This is a genomic window from Huijunlia imazamoxiresistens (genome assembly GCF_037132455.1).
Taxonomy (GTDB): domain Bacteria; phylum Bacteroidota; class Bacteroidia; order Chitinophagales; family Chitinophagaceae; genus Flavisolibacter; species Flavisolibacter imazamoxiresistens.
In genome coordinates, this window is sequence record NZ_JBBBEI010000001.1 from 332,835 (window position 1) to 348,429 (window position 15,595).

The 15,595-nt window shown below is 55.7% G+C and carries 13 protein-coding genes and 3 tRNA genes; 7 read left to right on the top strand and 9 right to left on the bottom strand.

Translation table 11 applies throughout. The features are described from left to right. Positions 1–17 precede the first annotated feature (17 nt). The 5 genes from V9K67_RS01005 to V9K67_RS01025 are packed head-to-tail and all read left to right on the top strand — an operon-like array spanning position 18 to position 6,723. The gene (locus tag V9K67_RS01005; protein ID WP_336719441.1) at positions 18–1,202 is read left to right on the top strand and encodes a glycoside hydrolase family 88/105 protein; all 1,185 of its coding nucleotides are present in this window, start codon (positions 18–20) and stop codon (positions 1,200–1,202) included. A gap of 55 nt (positions 1,203–1,257) precedes the next feature. After that, positions 1,258–2,694, top strand: coding sequence for a GntP family permease (locus V9K67_RS01010; RefSeq protein ID WP_336719442.1), 1,437 nt, complete (start codon positions 1,258–1,260; stop codon positions 2,692–2,694). Positions 2,695–2,704: 10 nt separating this feature from the next. Further along, positions 2,705–4,240: a galactarate dehydratase gene (garD, locus tag V9K67_RS01015; protein ID WP_336719444.1), complete on the top strand. Its 1,536-nt coding sequence runs from the start codon at positions 2,705–2,707 to the stop codon at positions 4,238–4,240. A 52-nt stretch (positions 4,241–4,292) separates the two neighbouring features. Next, a complete protein-coding gene (locus tag V9K67_RS01020) occupies positions 4,293–5,216 on the top strand; it encodes a 5-dehydro-4-deoxyglucarate dehydratase (RefSeq protein WP_336719446.1) in 924 nt (307 codons plus the stop codon). 7 nt (positions 5,217–5,223) lie between these two features. Further along, positions 5,224–6,723, top strand: coding sequence for an aldehyde dehydrogenase (NADP(+)) (locus tag V9K67_RS01025; RefSeq protein WP_336719447.1), 1,500 nt, complete (start codon positions 5,224–5,226; stop codon positions 6,721–6,723). Between the two features lie 410 nt (positions 6,724–7,133). Here V9K67_RS01025 and V9K67_RS01030 read toward each other — a convergent pair. From V9K67_RS01030 to V9K67_RS01045, 4 genes are all read right to left on the bottom strand, one after another. Beyond that, a tRNA-Pro gene (locus V9K67_RS01030) sits at positions 7,134–7,207 on the bottom strand. Positions 7,208–8,026: 819 nt separating this feature from the next. Continuing rightward, a complete protein-coding gene (locus V9K67_RS01035; RefSeq protein ID WP_336719448.1) occupies positions 8,027–9,871 on the bottom strand; it encodes a UvrD-helicase domain-containing protein in 1,845 nt (614 codons plus the stop codon). A gap of 80 nt (positions 9,872–9,951) precedes the next feature. After that, positions 9,952–10,025, bottom strand: a tRNA-Pro gene (locus V9K67_RS01040). Positions 10,026–10,128: 103 nt separating this feature from the next. Beyond that, positions 10,129–10,202, bottom strand: a tRNA-Pro gene (locus V9K67_RS01045). A gap of 143 nt (positions 10,203–10,345) precedes the next feature. Here V9K67_RS01045 and V9K67_RS01050 point away from each other — a divergent pair. Both V9K67_RS01050 and V9K67_RS01055 read left to right on the top strand, forming a co-directional pair. Beyond that, positions 10,346–10,942, top strand: a complete 597-nt coding sequence (locus V9K67_RS01050; RefSeq protein WP_336719450.1) for a TrmH family RNA methyltransferase — start codon at positions 10,346–10,348, stop codon at positions 10,940–10,942. After that, positions 10,926–11,468: a redoxin domain-containing protein gene (locus V9K67_RS01055; RefSeq protein WP_336719451.1), complete on the top strand. Its 543-nt coding sequence runs from the start codon at positions 10,926–10,928 to the stop codon at positions 11,466–11,468. The genes V9K67_RS01050 and V9K67_RS01055 overlap by 17 nt, the downstream gene beginning before the upstream one ends. Positions 11,469–11,513: 45 nt before the next feature. Here the strand turns inward: V9K67_RS01055 and V9K67_RS01060 are convergent, their stop codons facing one another. The 5 genes from V9K67_RS01060 to secG all read right to left on the bottom strand — a co-directional run bounded on the left by V9K67_RS01060 (position 11,514) and on the right by secG (position 15,595). After that, complete coding sequence (locus tag V9K67_RS01060) at positions 11,514–12,113, bottom strand: redoxin family protein (protein WP_336719453.1); 600 nt, start codon at positions 12,111–12,113, stop codon at positions 11,514–11,516. A 251-nt stretch (positions 12,114–12,364) separates the two neighbouring features. Then, entirely contained in the window at positions 12,365–12,961 is a 597-nt protein-coding gene (locus tag V9K67_RS01065; protein ID WP_336719454.1) for a thioredoxin family protein, read from the bottom strand. Positions 12,962–13,104: 143 nt separating this feature from the next. Then, complete coding sequence (locus V9K67_RS01070) at positions 13,105–14,055, bottom strand: YihY/virulence factor BrkB family protein (protein ID WP_336719456.1); 951 nt, start codon at positions 14,053–14,055, stop codon at positions 13,105–13,107. A gap of 60 nt (positions 14,056–14,115) precedes the next feature. Continuing rightward, positions 14,116–15,159 carry an endolytic transglycosylase MltG gene (gene mltG, locus V9K67_RS01075; RefSeq protein ID WP_336719457.1) on the bottom strand — a complete coding sequence of 348 codons (1,044 nt, stop codon included), beginning with the start codon at positions 15,157–15,159 and terminating at the stop codon, positions 14,116–14,118. Between the two features lie 73 nt (positions 15,160–15,232). Next, on the bottom strand, positions 15,233–15,595 hold the full coding sequence (gene secG, locus V9K67_RS01080; RefSeq protein ID WP_336719458.1) for a preprotein translocase subunit SecG: 363 nt from the start codon (positions 15,593–15,595) through the stop codon (positions 15,233–15,235).

The following is a 15,595-nucleotide window of genomic DNA, read 5'->3' on the forward strand; positions in this document are numbered from 1 at the left end:
TTATTAAAATCATCAGCATGCGCAAACAATTTTTAGGTTTGTCCTTATTGCTGCTGGCGGCAGGCGGTGTCTTTGCCCAGGGCCAGCCCTTATCGCAACAGTTGGCGGCTACGGCCATGAACAAATGGAAAGACTCTTTGGTGGTGGGCTCCAGCAAGGACGGCACGGCCCGCTGGCACTACCAGGAGTCGGTGGTGCTGCGGGGCATGGAGGAGATCTACAAGACCACGGGCGATAAAAAGTATTTCGATTACATCAAGCGGCACGTGGACTACTACGTGAACGAGGACGGCTCCATCCGCACCTACAAGCAGGACGAATACAGCATCGACAACATACCTATGGGGCGGCTGGTCCTCTTCCTGTACCAGGCCACCGGCGAGGAAAAATACCGCAAGGCGGCCCAGCTGGTGAACCAACAGCTCGAAGGCATGCCCCGCACCCTGGAGGGCGGCCTCTGGCACAAGGCCATCTATCCCTGGCAGATGTGGCTGGACGGCCTGTACATGGGCCAGCCCTTCAACGCCGAATACGCCAAAATTTTCAGGAAAGATCCCAAAACCTACGACGACCTGGTGAACCAGTTCGTGTGGATGGAAAAACATACCCGCGACGAAAAGACCGGCCTGCTGTACCATGCGTGGGACGAATCCAAAGGCATGAAATGGGCAGACGAAAAGACCGGCCGCTCGCCCCACTTCTGGAGCCGCGCCATCGGCTGGTACGCCATGGCCCTGGTGGATGCGCCCGACTTCATGCCCGAAGGCCATCCCGGCCGCCAGCAATTGAAGGCGATCCTGCAGCGGACGGCCGAAGGCATCCGCCGCTACCAGGACCCCGCCACCGGCGTGTGGTGGCAGATCACCGACAGCATCAATGCCAGGGGCAACTACATGGAATCTTCCGGCTCCTGCATGTTCGTGTATGCGTTAGCGAAAGGCGTGCGCCTCGGCTTACTGCCCGCTTCTTACATGGAAACAGCTAAAAAGGGCCTCGAAGGCATCCGGAAACAATTTCTGGAAACCGGCGCCGGCGGCCAGCTGAACCTGAAAAATACCTGCCGGGGCGCGGGCCTGGGCAACAACCCCTACCGCGACGGCAGTTACCGCTACTACCTCAGCGAGCCGGTGGTGACCAACGACGCCCATGGCGTAGGCGCCTTCCTGCTGATGGCCAACGAAATGGAAAAGGCCGCTAAGTAAGGAAGCGGAACGAACGATTGCCCTGATTTGCATACATCAAAACCAGTCTTGCCCTATGAACGCATTTTTTATTGTCGGCACCGGGATCGTGGCGGTGCTCTTTTGTATCATCGTGCTGCGGCTCCATGTGCTGATCTCCCTGTTATTCGCCGCGCTGGTCACCGGCCTGCTGTGCGCCCAGCCCCAATTGTACCAGTATGCCCTGCACAGCGGCATGACCGCCGCCGAAGCCGAAAAGTTCTCGCAACAAGCCATCGGCTACCGGCTGTCGCATGCCTTTGGCAATACCGCCGCCAAGATCGGGCTGGTAGTCATCTTCGCCTCCCTCATCGGCTCCGCCCTTATCAAAAGCGGGGCGGCCGAACGCATCATCCGCAGCCTGCTCAAAGGGGTGGGGGAGAAGAACGCCGCCCTGGCCTTCCTGTCGGGCAGCTTTTCGCTGGCCATCCCCATCTTCATCGACATGGTGTATTTCCTGATGATCCCCCTGGTGAAGTCCATGGGCGTGCACAATCCCCGGAAACTAAGCCTTTATTTAAGCTGCGGCGTCGGCGGCGGCGTGATGGCGCATGCCATGATCCCGCCCACGCCGGGACCGTCCTTCGTGGCCAATGAGCTGAGCGTCAACCACGGCATCATGATGGTGATGGGCATCATCGTGGGCATCCTCACCATCCTTTGCGGCTACATCTATTCGGTCTGGGCCAACAAGAAATGGGACCTGCCCCTGCGCGATACGCCCGATAGTACCATCGAGGAGCTGAAGGAAAAATCACAATTGAGCCTGACCGACCTGCCGGGACTGGGCATTTCCCTGCTGCCCGTGGTGCTGCCCCTGGTGCTGATCGCCGGCAATACCGTTCTGACGCTTTTTGTCGAAGACCGCGTGACCGATGTGCATTCCGCTTTGGGCCGGGTGATCGCCTTTTTCCACCTGGTGGGCGAGAGCAACATCGCCCTGTTCATTTCCGCTTTCTTTGCACTGCTGTTGCTGTGGCGCCGGATGGCGGATGCCAAGGCCTTCCAGAAGGTGATCACCGAAGCGGTCACCAGCGCCGGCATGATCGTGCTGATCATCTCCGCCGGCGGCGCTTTCGGGCAGATGCTGCAGCAGACCGGCATCGGCGTGCAGATCGGCGAGATGGCCTCCGTGTACAAAAGCTTTATCCTGCCGCTGGCCTTCCTGATCACCGCCGTGGTGCGTACCTCGCAGGGGTCGGCCACCGTGGCCATGGTCACCACCATCGGGGTAATGAAAGGGTTCAGCAGTGCGGCCATCCTGGGCTTTCACCCGGTTTACCTGGCCCTGGTCATCGGCTGCGGCTCCAAGGTGTTCTCCTGGATGAACGACAGCGCCTTCTGGATCATTACCGAAATGTCGGGAATGCGGGAGCGCGAGACCGTCCGTTATTTCTCCTGCATGCTGACCGTTATGGGCATCGCCGGGCTGGTGTTCGTAATGATCTTATCGAAAGTGTTTCCCTTAACCTAAAAGAACCGTCATGACTGTTTCCTCCGCAGATTTTTTTGTAAAAACCACCGAGATCGATAACGTGGGGATCGTTTCCAACCCCAGGGGTTCGGCCCGGGGCGCCCTACTGGCCGACGGCCTGGTGCTGGCCGAAGACATCCCCATGGGCCATAAAGTGGCCCTGGCCGACCTGCCCAAGGGGGCGCCGGTGATCCGCTACGGCCAGGTGATCGGGTACACCAATACCGACGTGGCCAAAGGCTGCTGGCTGAACGAGACCAACATCGAGATGCCGCAGCCGCCCGAACTCGAAGACATCCCCTACCGGCAACCCCAGGCGCCCGGGTTCGAGCCCCTGGCCGGCTACACCTTTCAGGGCTATCGCAATGCCGACGGAACCGTCGGTACGAAAAATATTTTAGGCATCACCGAAAGCGTGCAGTGCGTGGCCGGCATCGCCCACCACGTGGTGGCACGGATCAAAAAGGAACTGCTGCCCCTTTACCCCCAGGTGGACGACGTCGTGGCCTTCAACCACGGCTACGGCTGCGGCATTGCCATCGACGCTCCCGCTGCCATCATTCCCATCCGCACCATTCGCAATATTGCCCGTAACCCCAATTTCGGCGACGAGACCCTGGTCATCGGCCTTGGGTGCGAAAAGCTGCGGCCCGAGCGCCTGTTGCGGCAGGAAGAGACGGCCCACGAGTCCATTCTGTACCTCCAGGACGAAGCCTTTACCGGCTTTGAAGAAATGGTGGCCGGCATCATGGAGCTGGCCCGGCGGCACCTCCAAAAGCTGAACCAGCGGCGCCGCGAGACCTGTCCCGCCTCCGACCTGGTGGTGGGCCTGCAATGCGGGGGCAGCGACGCCTTTTCGGGGCTGACCGCCAACCCGGTGGCCGGTTTTGCGGCCGACCTGATCGTACGGGCCGGCGGCACGGTGCTGTTTTCCGAAGTGACGGAAGTGCGGGACGCTATTCACCTGCTGGTGCCCCGGGCCGCCAACGAACAGGTGGCGCAGGCCCTGAAGGACGAGATGGCCTGGTACGATAACTACCTGGCGAACGGCCAGGCCGACCGCAGCGCCAATACCACTCCCGGCAACAAGCGGGGCGGGTTGAGCAACATCGTGGAAAAAGCCCTGGGCTCGGTGGCTAAGTCCGGCACCAGCCTCATTGCCGGCGTCGTGGCCCCGGGCGAACGGGTACGTACCAAAGGCCTGAACTTCGTGGCCACGCCGGCCAGCGACTTTGTCTGTGGTACCCTCCAACTCGCCGCCGGCATGAACGTGCACGTCTTCATGACCGGCAGGGGCACGCCCTACGGGCTGGCGATGGTGCCCGTCATCAAGGTTTCTTCCAACTCCAAGCTGGGGCACCGCTGGTTCGACCTGGTCGATTTCGATGCCGGTCCCATTGCCTTCGGCGCCAAAACCATCGAAGAGATGGGGTGGGAGCTGTTTCAACTGATCCTCGACGTCGCCAGCGGCACCAAAACCGTCGCCACCGATAAGCTGGGGCTCTACAACGACCTCGTCCTATTCAATCCGGGTCCCCTTACCTAAACGCATAACCGCTTTCTCCATCAAAACATTTTCTTACACATAACGTATTACTATGGCCTTATCCTTAGCACACATCCGGGCTTCCCTTGAAGACGGCTTATTGTCCTTTCCTGTTACCGACTTCGATGCGCAGGGCAATTTTAATCAAAGCGGCTATGCCGCCCGCCTCGACTGGTTTGTTTCGCACAACGTTTCCTCCGTTTTCGTTGCCGGCGGCACCGGCGAATTCTTTTCCCTGTCGGAAAAGGAATACCGCCAGATCGTTGCCGTCACCGCCGAGACCGTCCAGGAAAAAGTGCCGATGATTTCCAGCGTAGGCAAGAGCATTTCCGAAGCCATTGCCGGGGCGCAAATTGCCGAAAAGGCGGGCATGAACGCCCTGCTGCTGATGCCGCCCTACCTGACCGAATGCCCGCAGGAGGGAACCTACGCCTATGCCAAGGCCATTATGGACCACACCCGCCTTCCGGTGATCTATTACAACCGGGCCAACGGCGTGCTGTCGGCCGAGTACATTCAAAAGCTGGCCGATAATTGTCCCAATTTCATTGGGTTGAAGGACGGTACCGGCAATATCCAGGAGTTGAACGATACCATCAAAACCGTCGGCAGCCGGCTGTCGTATATCGGCGGTGTGCCCACGGCCGAGATCATTTCCGAAGCCTACCTGTCCATTGGGGTGAATACGTATTCTTCCGCCGTGTTCAATTTCGTACCCGAGCTGGCCAACCTGTTTTATACCAGCCTGCGGGGGGGTAATAAGGAAACCGTTTCCCTGATCCTGAAAAACTTCTTTATTCCCTTTGTGCGGTTGCGGGGCCGCAAGAACGGCTATGCGGTCAGCCTGGTCAAGGCAGGGGCCACCCTCATCGGCCGCACGGCCGGCGATGTACGGGCGCCGCTCACCATGCCCTCGCCCGAAGAAGTCCAGCTGTTGGAAGAAATCATTCAGCGTTCGGCCACCCTTTTAGACTAAGAACCTTATGTATAACGATACCTCACTGTCACAGATAAACGTAGTGATGCAGCAGGCCCAGGCTGCATTTCACCGCTATCGTAAATGCTCCCTTGCCCAGCGGGCCCATTTCCTGAGGTGCATTGCCCGTGCCCTGGAAAACAGCGGCGACGAATTGATTCATACGGCCATGCAGGAATCCCACCTGCCCGAAGCGCGGCTGCGCAATGAGCGGGGACGGACCGTCTTTCAATTAACCAGCTATGCCGATGCCTGCGAGCGGGGCGCCTGGCTGGATGTACGCATCGATACCGCGCTACCGGACCGGAATCCGCCGCGGCCCGATATCCGCAAAACCATGGTGCCGCTGGGGCCCGTGGTGGTGTTCGGCTCCAGCAATTTTCCCTTTGCCTTTTCCACGGCCGGCGGCGACACCGCCTGTGCCCTGGCTGCCGGCTGCCCGGTAGTGGTGAAGGCCCACCCGGGCCATGCCCAGACCTCCACCCTGGTGGCGGCGCTCATTTCCCGGGCGGCAGCCGAATGCGGCCTGCCGGAAGGTGTCTTCGCCCATGTGTACGGCGCATCCTTTGACGTAGGCGAGGCCCTGGTCAAGCACCCGATGACCAAGGCGGTAGGTTTTACCGGATCGTACAAGGGAGGCAAACAATTATTCGATTGGGGTGCCCAGCGCCGGGAGCCCATACCCGTTTTTGCCGAGATGGGCAGCATCAACCCGGTCTTCCTGCTGCCGCAGAAATTGCAGCGGTCGGCGGCGGAGCTGGCGAAAGCCTATGCCGCCTCCATCACCCTCGGGGTGGGCCAGTTTTGCACCAATCCCGGTTTGCTCCTGGGCATAGAAGGAGCGGACCTCCAGCTATTCATGGACGTCCTGGCAACGGAGATCCAATCTACAGCACCCGGCACCATGCTCCATCCTGGCATTGCCCGTGCTTATAGCGACTACCGGGAGCGGGCCCTTTCCCAGGAGGAAGTTGCTGTTCTGGCCGAATCGGGCCAGCCTGCGGCTGCCGGCTGCGGAAGCCCCACCATCGCCACGGTAACCGCCGCCGCTTTCCTCCGCAACGAAGTATTGCAGCAGGAAGTCTTCGGTCCTTATTCCCTGGTTGTTCGGTGTGCCCACCGCGATGAATTATTGGCAGTCGCCCGCCACCTGGAAGGGCAACTGACCGGCACCCTCATGGCCACGCCCGAAGAACTGCCCGAATACAGCGACCTGGCAGACCTGGTGCAGGAGCGTTGCGGCCGACTGATCCTGAACGGCGTGCCCACCGGCGTGGAAGTTTGTTGGAGCATGCAGCATGGCGGTCCGTTCCCGGCCTCCACCGATCCCCGCTTCACGGCCGTCGGTGCGGATGGCATCAAACGCTTTGTCCGCCCCGTAGCCTTTCAAAACTGGCCCGACGAATTGTTGCCGGAAGAACTCCAGAACGACAACCCGCTTCAGTTATACCGCACCGTAAATAATGAAGTTACCCGTGGGAAAATAGAGGTGCTGGCTTCTGTTTAGATGAATTCCCGATAATTCAAAAACGCAAGCGCTCCATTGAACAGAGGCTTGCGTTTTTCTTTTTATGTTTCCGCTTATAATTTCCAGCCCTTCCCGAGCAGGTGCTGTTTGCATTTGGGGCAAAACCCGGATTCTTCTCCAGTCGGTTTCCCGCCTTCGGCATCCCGCATGTAACAGGTTTTTACGGCACAGTGCGGTAGTCCTTTTTATGTCCCCGTTCGTGGATGGATACTTTAAATAATTGCATCGCCCTGTCTGTTTTTGACAACCGGAATGTAGCGACTACGCAAACATTTCCCGGGCACAGGGCCAGGCCCATGACGCCCCGGTCCGCATACCGATTTTGGTGGTGCTGATGTCCTTGTAGGGCATAAAAAAAGCAGCTCTTTTCAGAACTGCTCTCTTTGAAGTCGGGATGACTGGATTCGAACCAGCGGCCTCTTCGTCCCGAACGAAGCGCGCTACCGGGCTGCGCTACATCCCGCTATTGTTGATCGGGCCGCGAAAATAGGGGCAATTTTCAAATTGGAAAAATAAATTTAAACATTTTTCCAAAGATTTTTTCCGTTCACAGGTTGCTCCTTTAACTGCTAGTTGTCCATTTTGGTGGGTAGCGGGCAGGTCGGAAATTGGAACTCGCCAGTTTTAAAAGGGAAGAGTGATCAGGCGTATCGGGTTCCTTAGGATGAAGTGAATTCCCCCATATGCTATTTCAAAATACCTGATCTGTTAGGGAAATTGATGGTCAGCAAAACATAAATGCCCTGTGCAAGAAACCAACCGGGAAATAAAAATCCCCTCGGGGAGGGGATGGTTTATAAGGCGTTGACTAATTTCTTCTATCATGGATAATGGACGCCTTTGGTTTTTCAGGATCTGGAAGGTTCCAAGGGTACACGGATCTTTTGGATTTTTCAGGATAATGGAAACGGTCGGTTTAGACTTTTGGATATTTTTTGGATAAAAGGCTTTCAAAGGGTTTGGATCGTTTGATGAATCAAAGGTACGGCCACCCCGGGGGCTATGCCGGCAGGTTTCGGTGAAAGAGGAATTTAGGTAGACGAAAACGTACTTAAGGAGGTGAATAGGGAAGAGGCGCAACCGAAACGACACATAGGGGCAAAAAAAAGGGCCAGAATAGAAATTCAGCCCCGTATTAAAATCCAATATCCTATGAAAAACCGAGGCGAAAGTAAGACGCCTCGGCCTAATGAAAAAGCTTTAGTCGTTAATAAGCGGGCACATTAGCATCTATTTAACGAATGTAAGGGGAAACCTGCATAAGGTTTTAGCTGTTAAGAGCTTAAAGGTAATCGTCGTCGATCAGTCCCATCGCCTTGAGCTTGTGGCTGATGCCGCCGACGCCCCTTTTCAGGGTGGCGGCAATTTCCTGGAGGGAAGCGCCTATCTGGTACAGGTCGGTCAACTCCTGCTCCTCCGAACGGGTCCAGGGCTTGCCGGTATTGCCGGCCGATGCTTTCTTTCCTTCCTTCCGGGCAGGAGGGCGGCTGGCGGAACGGTTCGACGAACGGTTGAAGAACAGCCAATCCTCCTCGTCTTCTTCGGTGTACCTCGTTGTTTTCGGCTTCTCATCCCCATAGCGGGAGGGGTACTTCTTTTCCTCGGAAAACTTTCGCTTATAGGGAGCGGGCTGGGCCGGTGCAGATGCCTGGAACTGCAGGCTCCGGAACGGGTACAGCTCGGTAGGCAGGATCAGCTTGCTGCGGGCACGGGTAGCGGCCACATACAAAATGTTGACCTCCTCGTTGAGCCGGTTGCGGTCGGGCTCCTTCATCGCGCTGCCCCCTTCCATACAGGCCTTGACCAGCTTTTCCTCCGTCATGAAATCATTCAGCAAGGTCACCTCGTCGTATTCCATCCCCTTGCAGCGGTGCACGGTGCTGAAGATCATCTCGGCATCCTCCTTCCCGGTCACGTGGTTGTCCTTCAACTCGCCGATCAGGCGGGGCAGGTCGTTGCCGTACTGGCGTACCACGTCGACAATCATGCGCAAACTGTTGTCTTCGGTCTGTTCGATATATTCTTCGAGGTCCTTGAGGTCGGTCATGGTCTGCAGCAGCTTGTCCTTGATCTTTTCGTGCTTGTTGTTGTGCAGGTTCAGCACATCGTAAAGCGAAGCGCCTTCGTCGGCAAAGGTGTAGCTGCTGATGTTGCCCTCGAAATGCATTTTGCGCAACCGGCCCGACTGCCATTGCCCGATCGCATTCAACAGCAGGCTGAGGTTGGTGCGGGCCAGCGTCGCCCGGGTAAGGATGGGCCCTTCGCCTTTACCATCGCCAATTACGCGGATGGCCGGCGGCTCGCCCAGGTGCTTTTTCCAGCCCAGCACTTTGTTGGCAATAAGGGCGATCTCATCGTCGAAGCGAAAGCTGTGGGTCAGCGGGTAAAGCGGGTAAGGGGCCTGCTGGAGGCTGTTGATGGCATAGCGCCAGCCGTAGATCTGCTGGTGCACGTCGCCCACGATGACCTTGCGGGCCTTCTGCTGCAAAAACACCTGCAGCATGGCGCCGCTGGCATCCTGCCCTTCATCGAATAAAATATAGTCGTAGGGAAGCTGGGGATTGGCCAGCTGGAATTTTTTGAGGTAAAAGTCGTGGGTGATGGCAATTTCGCCTTTATCCATGCGGGCCAAAGCCTGCCGGGTGTACTGCTCGATATTCGTATAAAAATGCTGGACGAACTGGTGGGCCTTGGCTTCCGAAACGGTTTCGGCATAGTTCAGCTCCTGCACCTTCTGGGCCGTGCTGTTGCAGAAGTACGAAATGAATTTGTTGACATGGTGCGCCAGGGTATAGTCCACGTGCAGGTCGCCCGAGTCGATGCGGAGCAGCTCTACCCATTCATAGCTTTTATAGCCGGCCACCACCTTGTAGGGACTTCTTTTCACCACGGCATCGAAGGCCAGGGAGTGGGCGGTTTCCACCTTCACGTTGTTGAGGTCGGCAAATTTGCGGGCGGCCTCCGCCTTTACGCTTTTGTTGAAGGCCAGGTACAGGATGCGGGAACCGGTGGGGCGCGACCGTGCATATTCCATCAGTGTGGTGGTTTTGCCGCTGCCTGCCACCGCGTTAATGACAATATCCTCATTGGTTTGCAGGATGGCTTTCTGTTGGAGCGTAAGCTGCATGGTGTAAAGTAAAAAAGTATTTTTTAGAACCGGGAAAAAGGAAAAGGGATGACCTGTTACGATCATCCCTTTTTAAAGAGTCGGGAAGACTGGATTCGAACCAGCGACCCCTTGCACCCCATACAAGTGCGCTACCGGGCTGCGCCACTTCCCGAAAAAAATTGAACTATTCCGGTATAAAATTAACCAAATCTATGAATCACTAGTCGAAGGGGATAGAAAAGGGATGGTCTGAAGCGACCATCCCTTTCGAAGAGTCGGGAAGACTGGATTCGAACCAGCGACCCCTTGCACCCCATACAAGTGCGCTACCGGGCTGCGCCACTTCCCGAAACTAGTGACCGTCGGAAACGTTTAGATCGCCTCTCTTTCTTTCCTTTTCGTCGTTTCTTTCTATCCGTTTGTCGATCGGGTTGCAAATGTAGAAGTATTTTTTGAAAAACAAAATATTTTCAAATTAGTTTGCAAAAAAAAATGACTGAAGAACGCAGAAGCCGCCTGGAGGCCGTCCTTTCAAAACGGCAAAACGACCTGACGGTGGTGCTCGAGAATGTTTTTGACCCGCATAATATCTCGGCCATCATGCGGAGCTGCGATGCGGTGGGGGTGCAGGAAATTTATGTGCTGAATACCCGGATCCCCTTTCACAAAAAATGGGGTTTCCAGAGCAGCCGCAGCGCCGACAAATGGATCACGGCCCACCAGTTCGGCCATGTGGAGGAATGTTTTGCCGCCTTGCGGGAAAAATATTCCCGGGTGCTGGCAACGCATCTGTCCCAGGACGCTGTCAACCTCTACGAGACGGACCTAACACAGCCGATGGCCCTGGTGTTCGGCAACGAGCAGTATGGCGTTAGTGAAGAGGTGCGGGCGCTGACCGACGGCAGCCTGGTGATCCCGCAGGTAGGCATGATCAAGTCGCTCAACGTCAGTGTAGCCTGTGCCGTCACCCTGTACGAGGCCTTCCGGCAGAAGCAACTGGCGGGACATTATAAAAAACCAAAGCTATCAGCGGAGGAATTAATAATTTTAAGTCAACAATGGGGGATACCAAATGAAAAAACTGTTTAACCTGCTACTCTTTGTTATCATGTTTTCTACGGCCCATGCCCAGGAAGTTCCCGTTTGGAAGATCGGCAAGCTGGAGCAGCACCTGAAAACTGCCGACAAGCCCATTATCGTCAACTTCTGGGCGACGTTCTGCAAGCCCTGCGTAGAAGAGCTCCCATATTTTTTGAAACTGGCCAAGAAATACGATAATGCCGGCCTGCAGCTGCTGCTGGTCAGCCTGGACTTTTCCGAAGCCCATCCCAAGGCCCGGATGTATGCCCTGAAACACAATTTTGCCGAGCGCATGGTGCTGCTGGATGAAACCAATGCGGACCTCTTCTGCCCGAAGGTGGACAGCAGCTGGTCCGGCGCTATTCCCGCCAGCCTGTTCCTCAACAACAAAACCGGCTACCGTAAGTTTTACGAGGCCCAGATGTCACCCGAAAGGCTGGAAAAAGAGATCCAGTCGCTGCTGACCAGCCCCAATGACGGGAAAGGCGAAGTCAGCGAGGCCGACCGGCTGCGTAAAACCGGAGCGGGCGGATAAACGTAAACGTTTGTGGTTCGTAGTGGGTGGTTAGGCTACCCCAAACTAATCGAGTTTCTTGATGGTACAGCCCAGTGATTTGGTCACCTTCAGGGAAATGTCCTTGCCGCCGATCAGCTCGTCCATCGCGATTTTGAGGTGTTCGCGGGTAACGGCGGCGGGATTGGAAGGATTATCGTTCAGGGAGCCGTGGTACACCAGCTTTCCCTGCTTGTTGAACAAAAAACATTCGGGGGTGCGCTGCGCCTGGAAGGCCTTGGCGATGGTGGCATTTTCATCCAGTACGTAATACCAGCGATACCCATTGTATTTCGCGTATTTGATCATGGCCCCGTAGGATTCGTTCCCCTTGTGCTCGGTCTCGTTGGAATTGACCATCACCACCCCGATCTCGTTTTTTAACGCGTATTCACAAGCCAGTGACAAGGGCTTTTCGCTCCATTTGATATACGGACAGGTATTGGCGCTAAAGATCACCAGCAGGCCGTTGGCCTGGGTGGCATTGTAGAGGCTGATGTCATTGCCTCCAATATCTTTCATGTAAATATAGCCTTTGGGAATATCAGCACCGATGGGGAGTTCCGGGGAAGGTGTAAACGAGAAAAAGAGCAGGGCGGCCAGAACAGACGTTAAAGTCTTTTTCATACGCGGGGGGTTTATTAATTTTTTATTATAATGGGCCAAAAACATGCCATCACCTGACGTGGCCGGCTTTCTGTTCCCCACAACCCAGCACTATTTCAATTTTCTTCCCTAACCCGAATTGTTTGTGGATTTGTAGCGCTTCCTGGAATTCAGTCGGTCAGTTTCTTTCCTAATAACTCTCCATACCGGCAAAAAATTGCATAAAAAAAACCCGCAGGGCGGGTTTTTTTTATCGGTACAGCTTGTAACGCTTAGCTTTTTCGTTTGATGGTGCAGCCCACCGAACGGGAGGTTTTGACGCTCACATCTTTACCGGCCAACATCTCATCCATGGCGGCTTTCAGGTGGGTGCGGGTGACCGACTCCTCGTTGGAAGGGTTGTCATCTATGGCCCCGTGGTACACCAGCTTGCCTTCCTTATTGAACAGGAAGCACTCGGGCGTGCGGTTGGCGCCAAAGGCATCGGCCAGCTCGGAATCCTTGTCCAGGGCATAGTACCAGTTGTACTTCTGGTCCTTTGCATAGGCTTTCATAGCCTCGTAGGAGTCGGCATCGCTGCGCTGCGCCTCGTTGGGGTTGATCAGGACCACACCCAGGTCGTTTTTGGCGGCATAGCTGCAGGCTTCGGCGGTCCGCTTCTGGTTTTTGATCACGTAAGGGCAGGTGTTGCAGCTGAACATCACCAGCAGGCCGTTTTTCTTTTTGGCCTGCTGCAGGCTGATCTCCTGGCCGCTGATGTCTTTCATTTTTACTTCCGGCTTGGGAATAGGCGACCCGATCGGCAATTCGTTTACGGTAAACGATAACAACCCCATGGCCGCCAGTGTGGTGAACAATAGTTTTTTCATGTTTCTATGAGTTTACGAGTTTACAAGTTAAGCGTTCCTGAGTTTCTAAGTACCTAAGTTCCTGAGTTAATCGTTCTCCTGTTCAGAGTTACGCCAACTTAGGAACGCAGGAACTTAGGAACTCAGGAACTTTCTCTGCGCCCTTACAACTGTTTTTCTGCCTCCTTCTTCCGCAGCAGGGCCGCAATGGTGACATTGAGCTCGAATCCCATAAGCACTACCAGGGAGTTGACGAAGATCAGCGACATGATGATGAAGATGGCGCTGATGGAGCCATACAGCTTGTTGTAGTTGCTAAAGTGGTTTACCCAGAAGGAGAACAGGCCGGTGGCCAGCATCACCAGCGTGGTGGTAAAGACGGAGCCCGGCGTGAAAAAATGCCACTTACGGGTAACCGATGGTCCGTGGCGGTAGATAAAGGAAACGATGTAAAAAATCAGCATCACGATGAACACCCAGCGGATGTTGATGATCAGCAGGCGGAGCACTTTGTTGCGGATGCCTACCCAGTCGAGCACCACGCCCTGGGCGATCAGCAGCGACAGGAACAGGAAAAACAAGACAAACGAAATAAGTGTGAGCATCAGCGCCGTCTGGCGCTTTTTCAGGCCGTTCCATTTCTCAAAACCTTCATAATCCTTGTCGAAAGACCGCAGCACTCCCATCATGGCATTGCTGGAGAAAAACAGGGCCAGCAATAAACCAAAGGAAAGCAGCTCGTTGCGCGGGTGCAGCAGGAAGTCGTCGAGGAACTCGATAATGACGGCGTTGTTTTGCTTGCCCGGGACCACGTCGCGGATGACGCTGTACAACTCCTCGATGAATTTGCCCGAGATCGGCAGGTGCGGGATCAGGGTGAAGATGAACAGCAGGGTGGGAGGGATGGCCATGACCATGTTGAAGGAGATGGCCGCTGCCCGCTCGATCAGGCTGGTCTTGCGCAGTTGGGCGATAAAGGCCCGCCAGACCTCGAACAGCGAAAAGCCGTGAAAGCCCGGTATATAGGTATCCTTGGTGCGGTCGATACTCCGGTCGATCATGGACTGGACCGGAGTGGGAACCGACACTTTTCCTTTTAATTTTTGTAGCAACATGCTTCGGTAGTTAGGTTGATGGGATCATAAGTTAACGGTTATTCGTCATAAGTCCAGGACTTATTGCCCATTGCCTGATGCCTGTTGCTTGGGGGCGAAACGCTGCCGGAAGGCTTCCTGGTAGGCTTTGGCTTTTTTCAGGTGTTCGTCGTAGGTAGTGCTGAATACATGGGTACCGTTGAACGAGCTGTCGGCCACGAAATACAAATAAGGCGTTTCCGGTGCGTTCAGGACGGCGTCGATGGTTTTCCGCGAAGGCGTGCAGATAGGCCCCGGCGGCAGCCCGTTGTTGCGGTAAGTGTTGTAGGGCGACTCCACGTCGAGATGGGCGCCGTAAACCCGTTTAATGGAAAAATCGTTCAGGGCGAAGCGGATGGTGGGATCGGCCTGCAGGGGCATGCCCGTTTTTACCCGGTTCAGGTAAACCGAGGCGATGTTGCCCTTTTCGGCCTGGGCATTGGTTTCCTCTTCCACGATCGAAGCAAGGGTATAGGCCTGCACGGGTGTCAGTCCCAGGCGTCCGGCCTTCGCCTTGCGTTCGGCGGTCCAGAACTTCGCCGATTCCTCGGCCAGCTTCTGGTATACCTTGTGGGGCGTGGTGTTCCAGAAAAAGGTGTAGGTGTCGGGCAGCACCAGGGCCATGGAGGTGGCGGGATCTATCGAAAAAGAGCGGAGCGAGTCGGGGGTGATGAGGAACTGCAGCATGACGGCCGAATCGAATTCGAAGCGGCTGCCGGCCAGGCGGGCCAGGTCGGCGCGGGTGCGCAGCTTGGTAATTACCAGGTTGACCGGCGTCTGGCGGCCGTTGCGCAGCATGCGTACCAGCGACAGCAGGCTGGTGCCTTTGGGTACTTCATACTTACCGGGCTTGATATTTTTCCAATAATCCAGCTGGTCGGCCAGCAGGGTAAAGAAGGAAGTGTTCTTCACGATGGCGCGTTGCTGCAGCGAGTCGATCACGGCCCTTTTGGTGGCCGCATGGGAACTGATGTACAGCACCTGTTTGCGTTCGCTGAACCCGGTTGCGGGTCCCAGGAAGATCCAACCGACGATTGCTGCCCCCAGCAGAAGGAGTACCAGCAGCAGGAGAATGATTTTTTTCATATCCGTTCTATGCAGTAAAGTAAATAAAAAACCCTGTCTGTCAGACAGGGTTGTACGATAAGATTTTTGGCAATTATTTGTTCGTATCAGCAGCAGCAGGAGCCGTGGGAGCTGCGGGGAAAGCACCAGGAGCGGGAGCTGCCTTCTGGGGAGCGCTTTGCACGGGAGCGGTACCAACGTTTTCCAGGCGGTCGTGACCGGAAGTGGTGCCACCGGAAATGAAAGCCGTGGACGTAATGCACAACACTGCGATCAGGGCGGCAAAGATCCAGGTACCTTTTTCCAGAACGTCGGTGGTTTGTTTCACACCCATGAACTGGTTGCTGAAACCGGCGATGCTGCCGGCAAGGCCGCCGCCTTTAGGGTTCTGTACCAGTACGATCAGGCTCAGGATCACACAAACAATAATGATCAGGATCACGAATAAAATGGTCAT

What these genes read in the sequence shown, in the direction of transcription:
- V9K67_RS01010 (WP_336719442.1), top strand. Translation starts at nt 1,258, where the DNA reads ATGAACGCATTTTTTATTGTCGGCACCGGGATCGTGGCGGTGCTCTTT.
- V9K67_RS01060 (WP_336719453.1), bottom strand. Translation starts at nt 12,113, where the DNA reads ATGAAAAAGACTTTAACGTCTGTTCTGGCCGCCCTGCTCTTTTTCTCG.
- V9K67_RS01065 (WP_336719454.1), bottom strand. Translation starts at nt 12,961, where the DNA reads ATGAAAAAACTATTGTTCACCACACTGGCGGCCATGGGGTTGTTATCG.
- garD (WP_336719444.1), top strand. Translation starts at nt 2,705, where the DNA reads ATGACTGTTTCCTCCGCAGATTTTTTTGTAAAAACCACCGAGATCGAT.
- V9K67_RS01050 (WP_336719450.1), top strand. Translation starts at nt 10,346, where the DNA reads ATGACTGAAGAACGCAGAAGCCGCCTGGAGGCCGTCCTTTCAAAACGG.
- V9K67_RS01025 (WP_336719447.1), top strand. Translation starts at nt 5,224, where the DNA reads ATGTATAACGATACCTCACTGTCACAGATAAACGTAGTGATGCAGCAG.
- V9K67_RS01020 (WP_336719446.1), top strand. Translation starts at nt 4,293, where the DNA reads ATGGCCTTATCCTTAGCACACATCCGGGCTTCCCTTGAAGACGGCTTA.
- V9K67_RS01070 (WP_336719456.1), bottom strand. Translation starts at nt 14,055, where the DNA reads ATGTTGCTACAAAAATTAAAAGGAAAAGTGTCGGTTCCCACTCCGGTC.
- V9K67_RS01005 (WP_336719441.1), top strand. Translation starts at nt 18, where the DNA reads ATGCGCAAACAATTTTTAGGTTTGTCCTTATTGCTGCTGGCGGCAGGC.
- mltG (WP_336719457.1), bottom strand. Translation starts at nt 15,159, where the DNA reads ATGAAAAAAATCATTCTCCTGCTGCTGGTACTCCTTCTGCTGGGGGCA.
- V9K67_RS01055 (WP_336719451.1), top strand. Translation starts at nt 10,926, where the DNA reads ATGAAAAAACTGTTTAACCTGCTACTCTTTGTTATCATGTTTTCTACG.
- secG (WP_336719458.1), bottom strand. Translation starts at nt 15,595, where the DNA reads ATGACCATTTTATTCGTGATCCTGATCATTATTGTTTGTGTGATCCTG.
- V9K67_RS01035 (WP_336719448.1), bottom strand. Translation starts at nt 9,871, where the DNA reads ATGCAGCTTACGCTCCAACAGAAAGCCATCCTGCAAACCAATGAGGAT.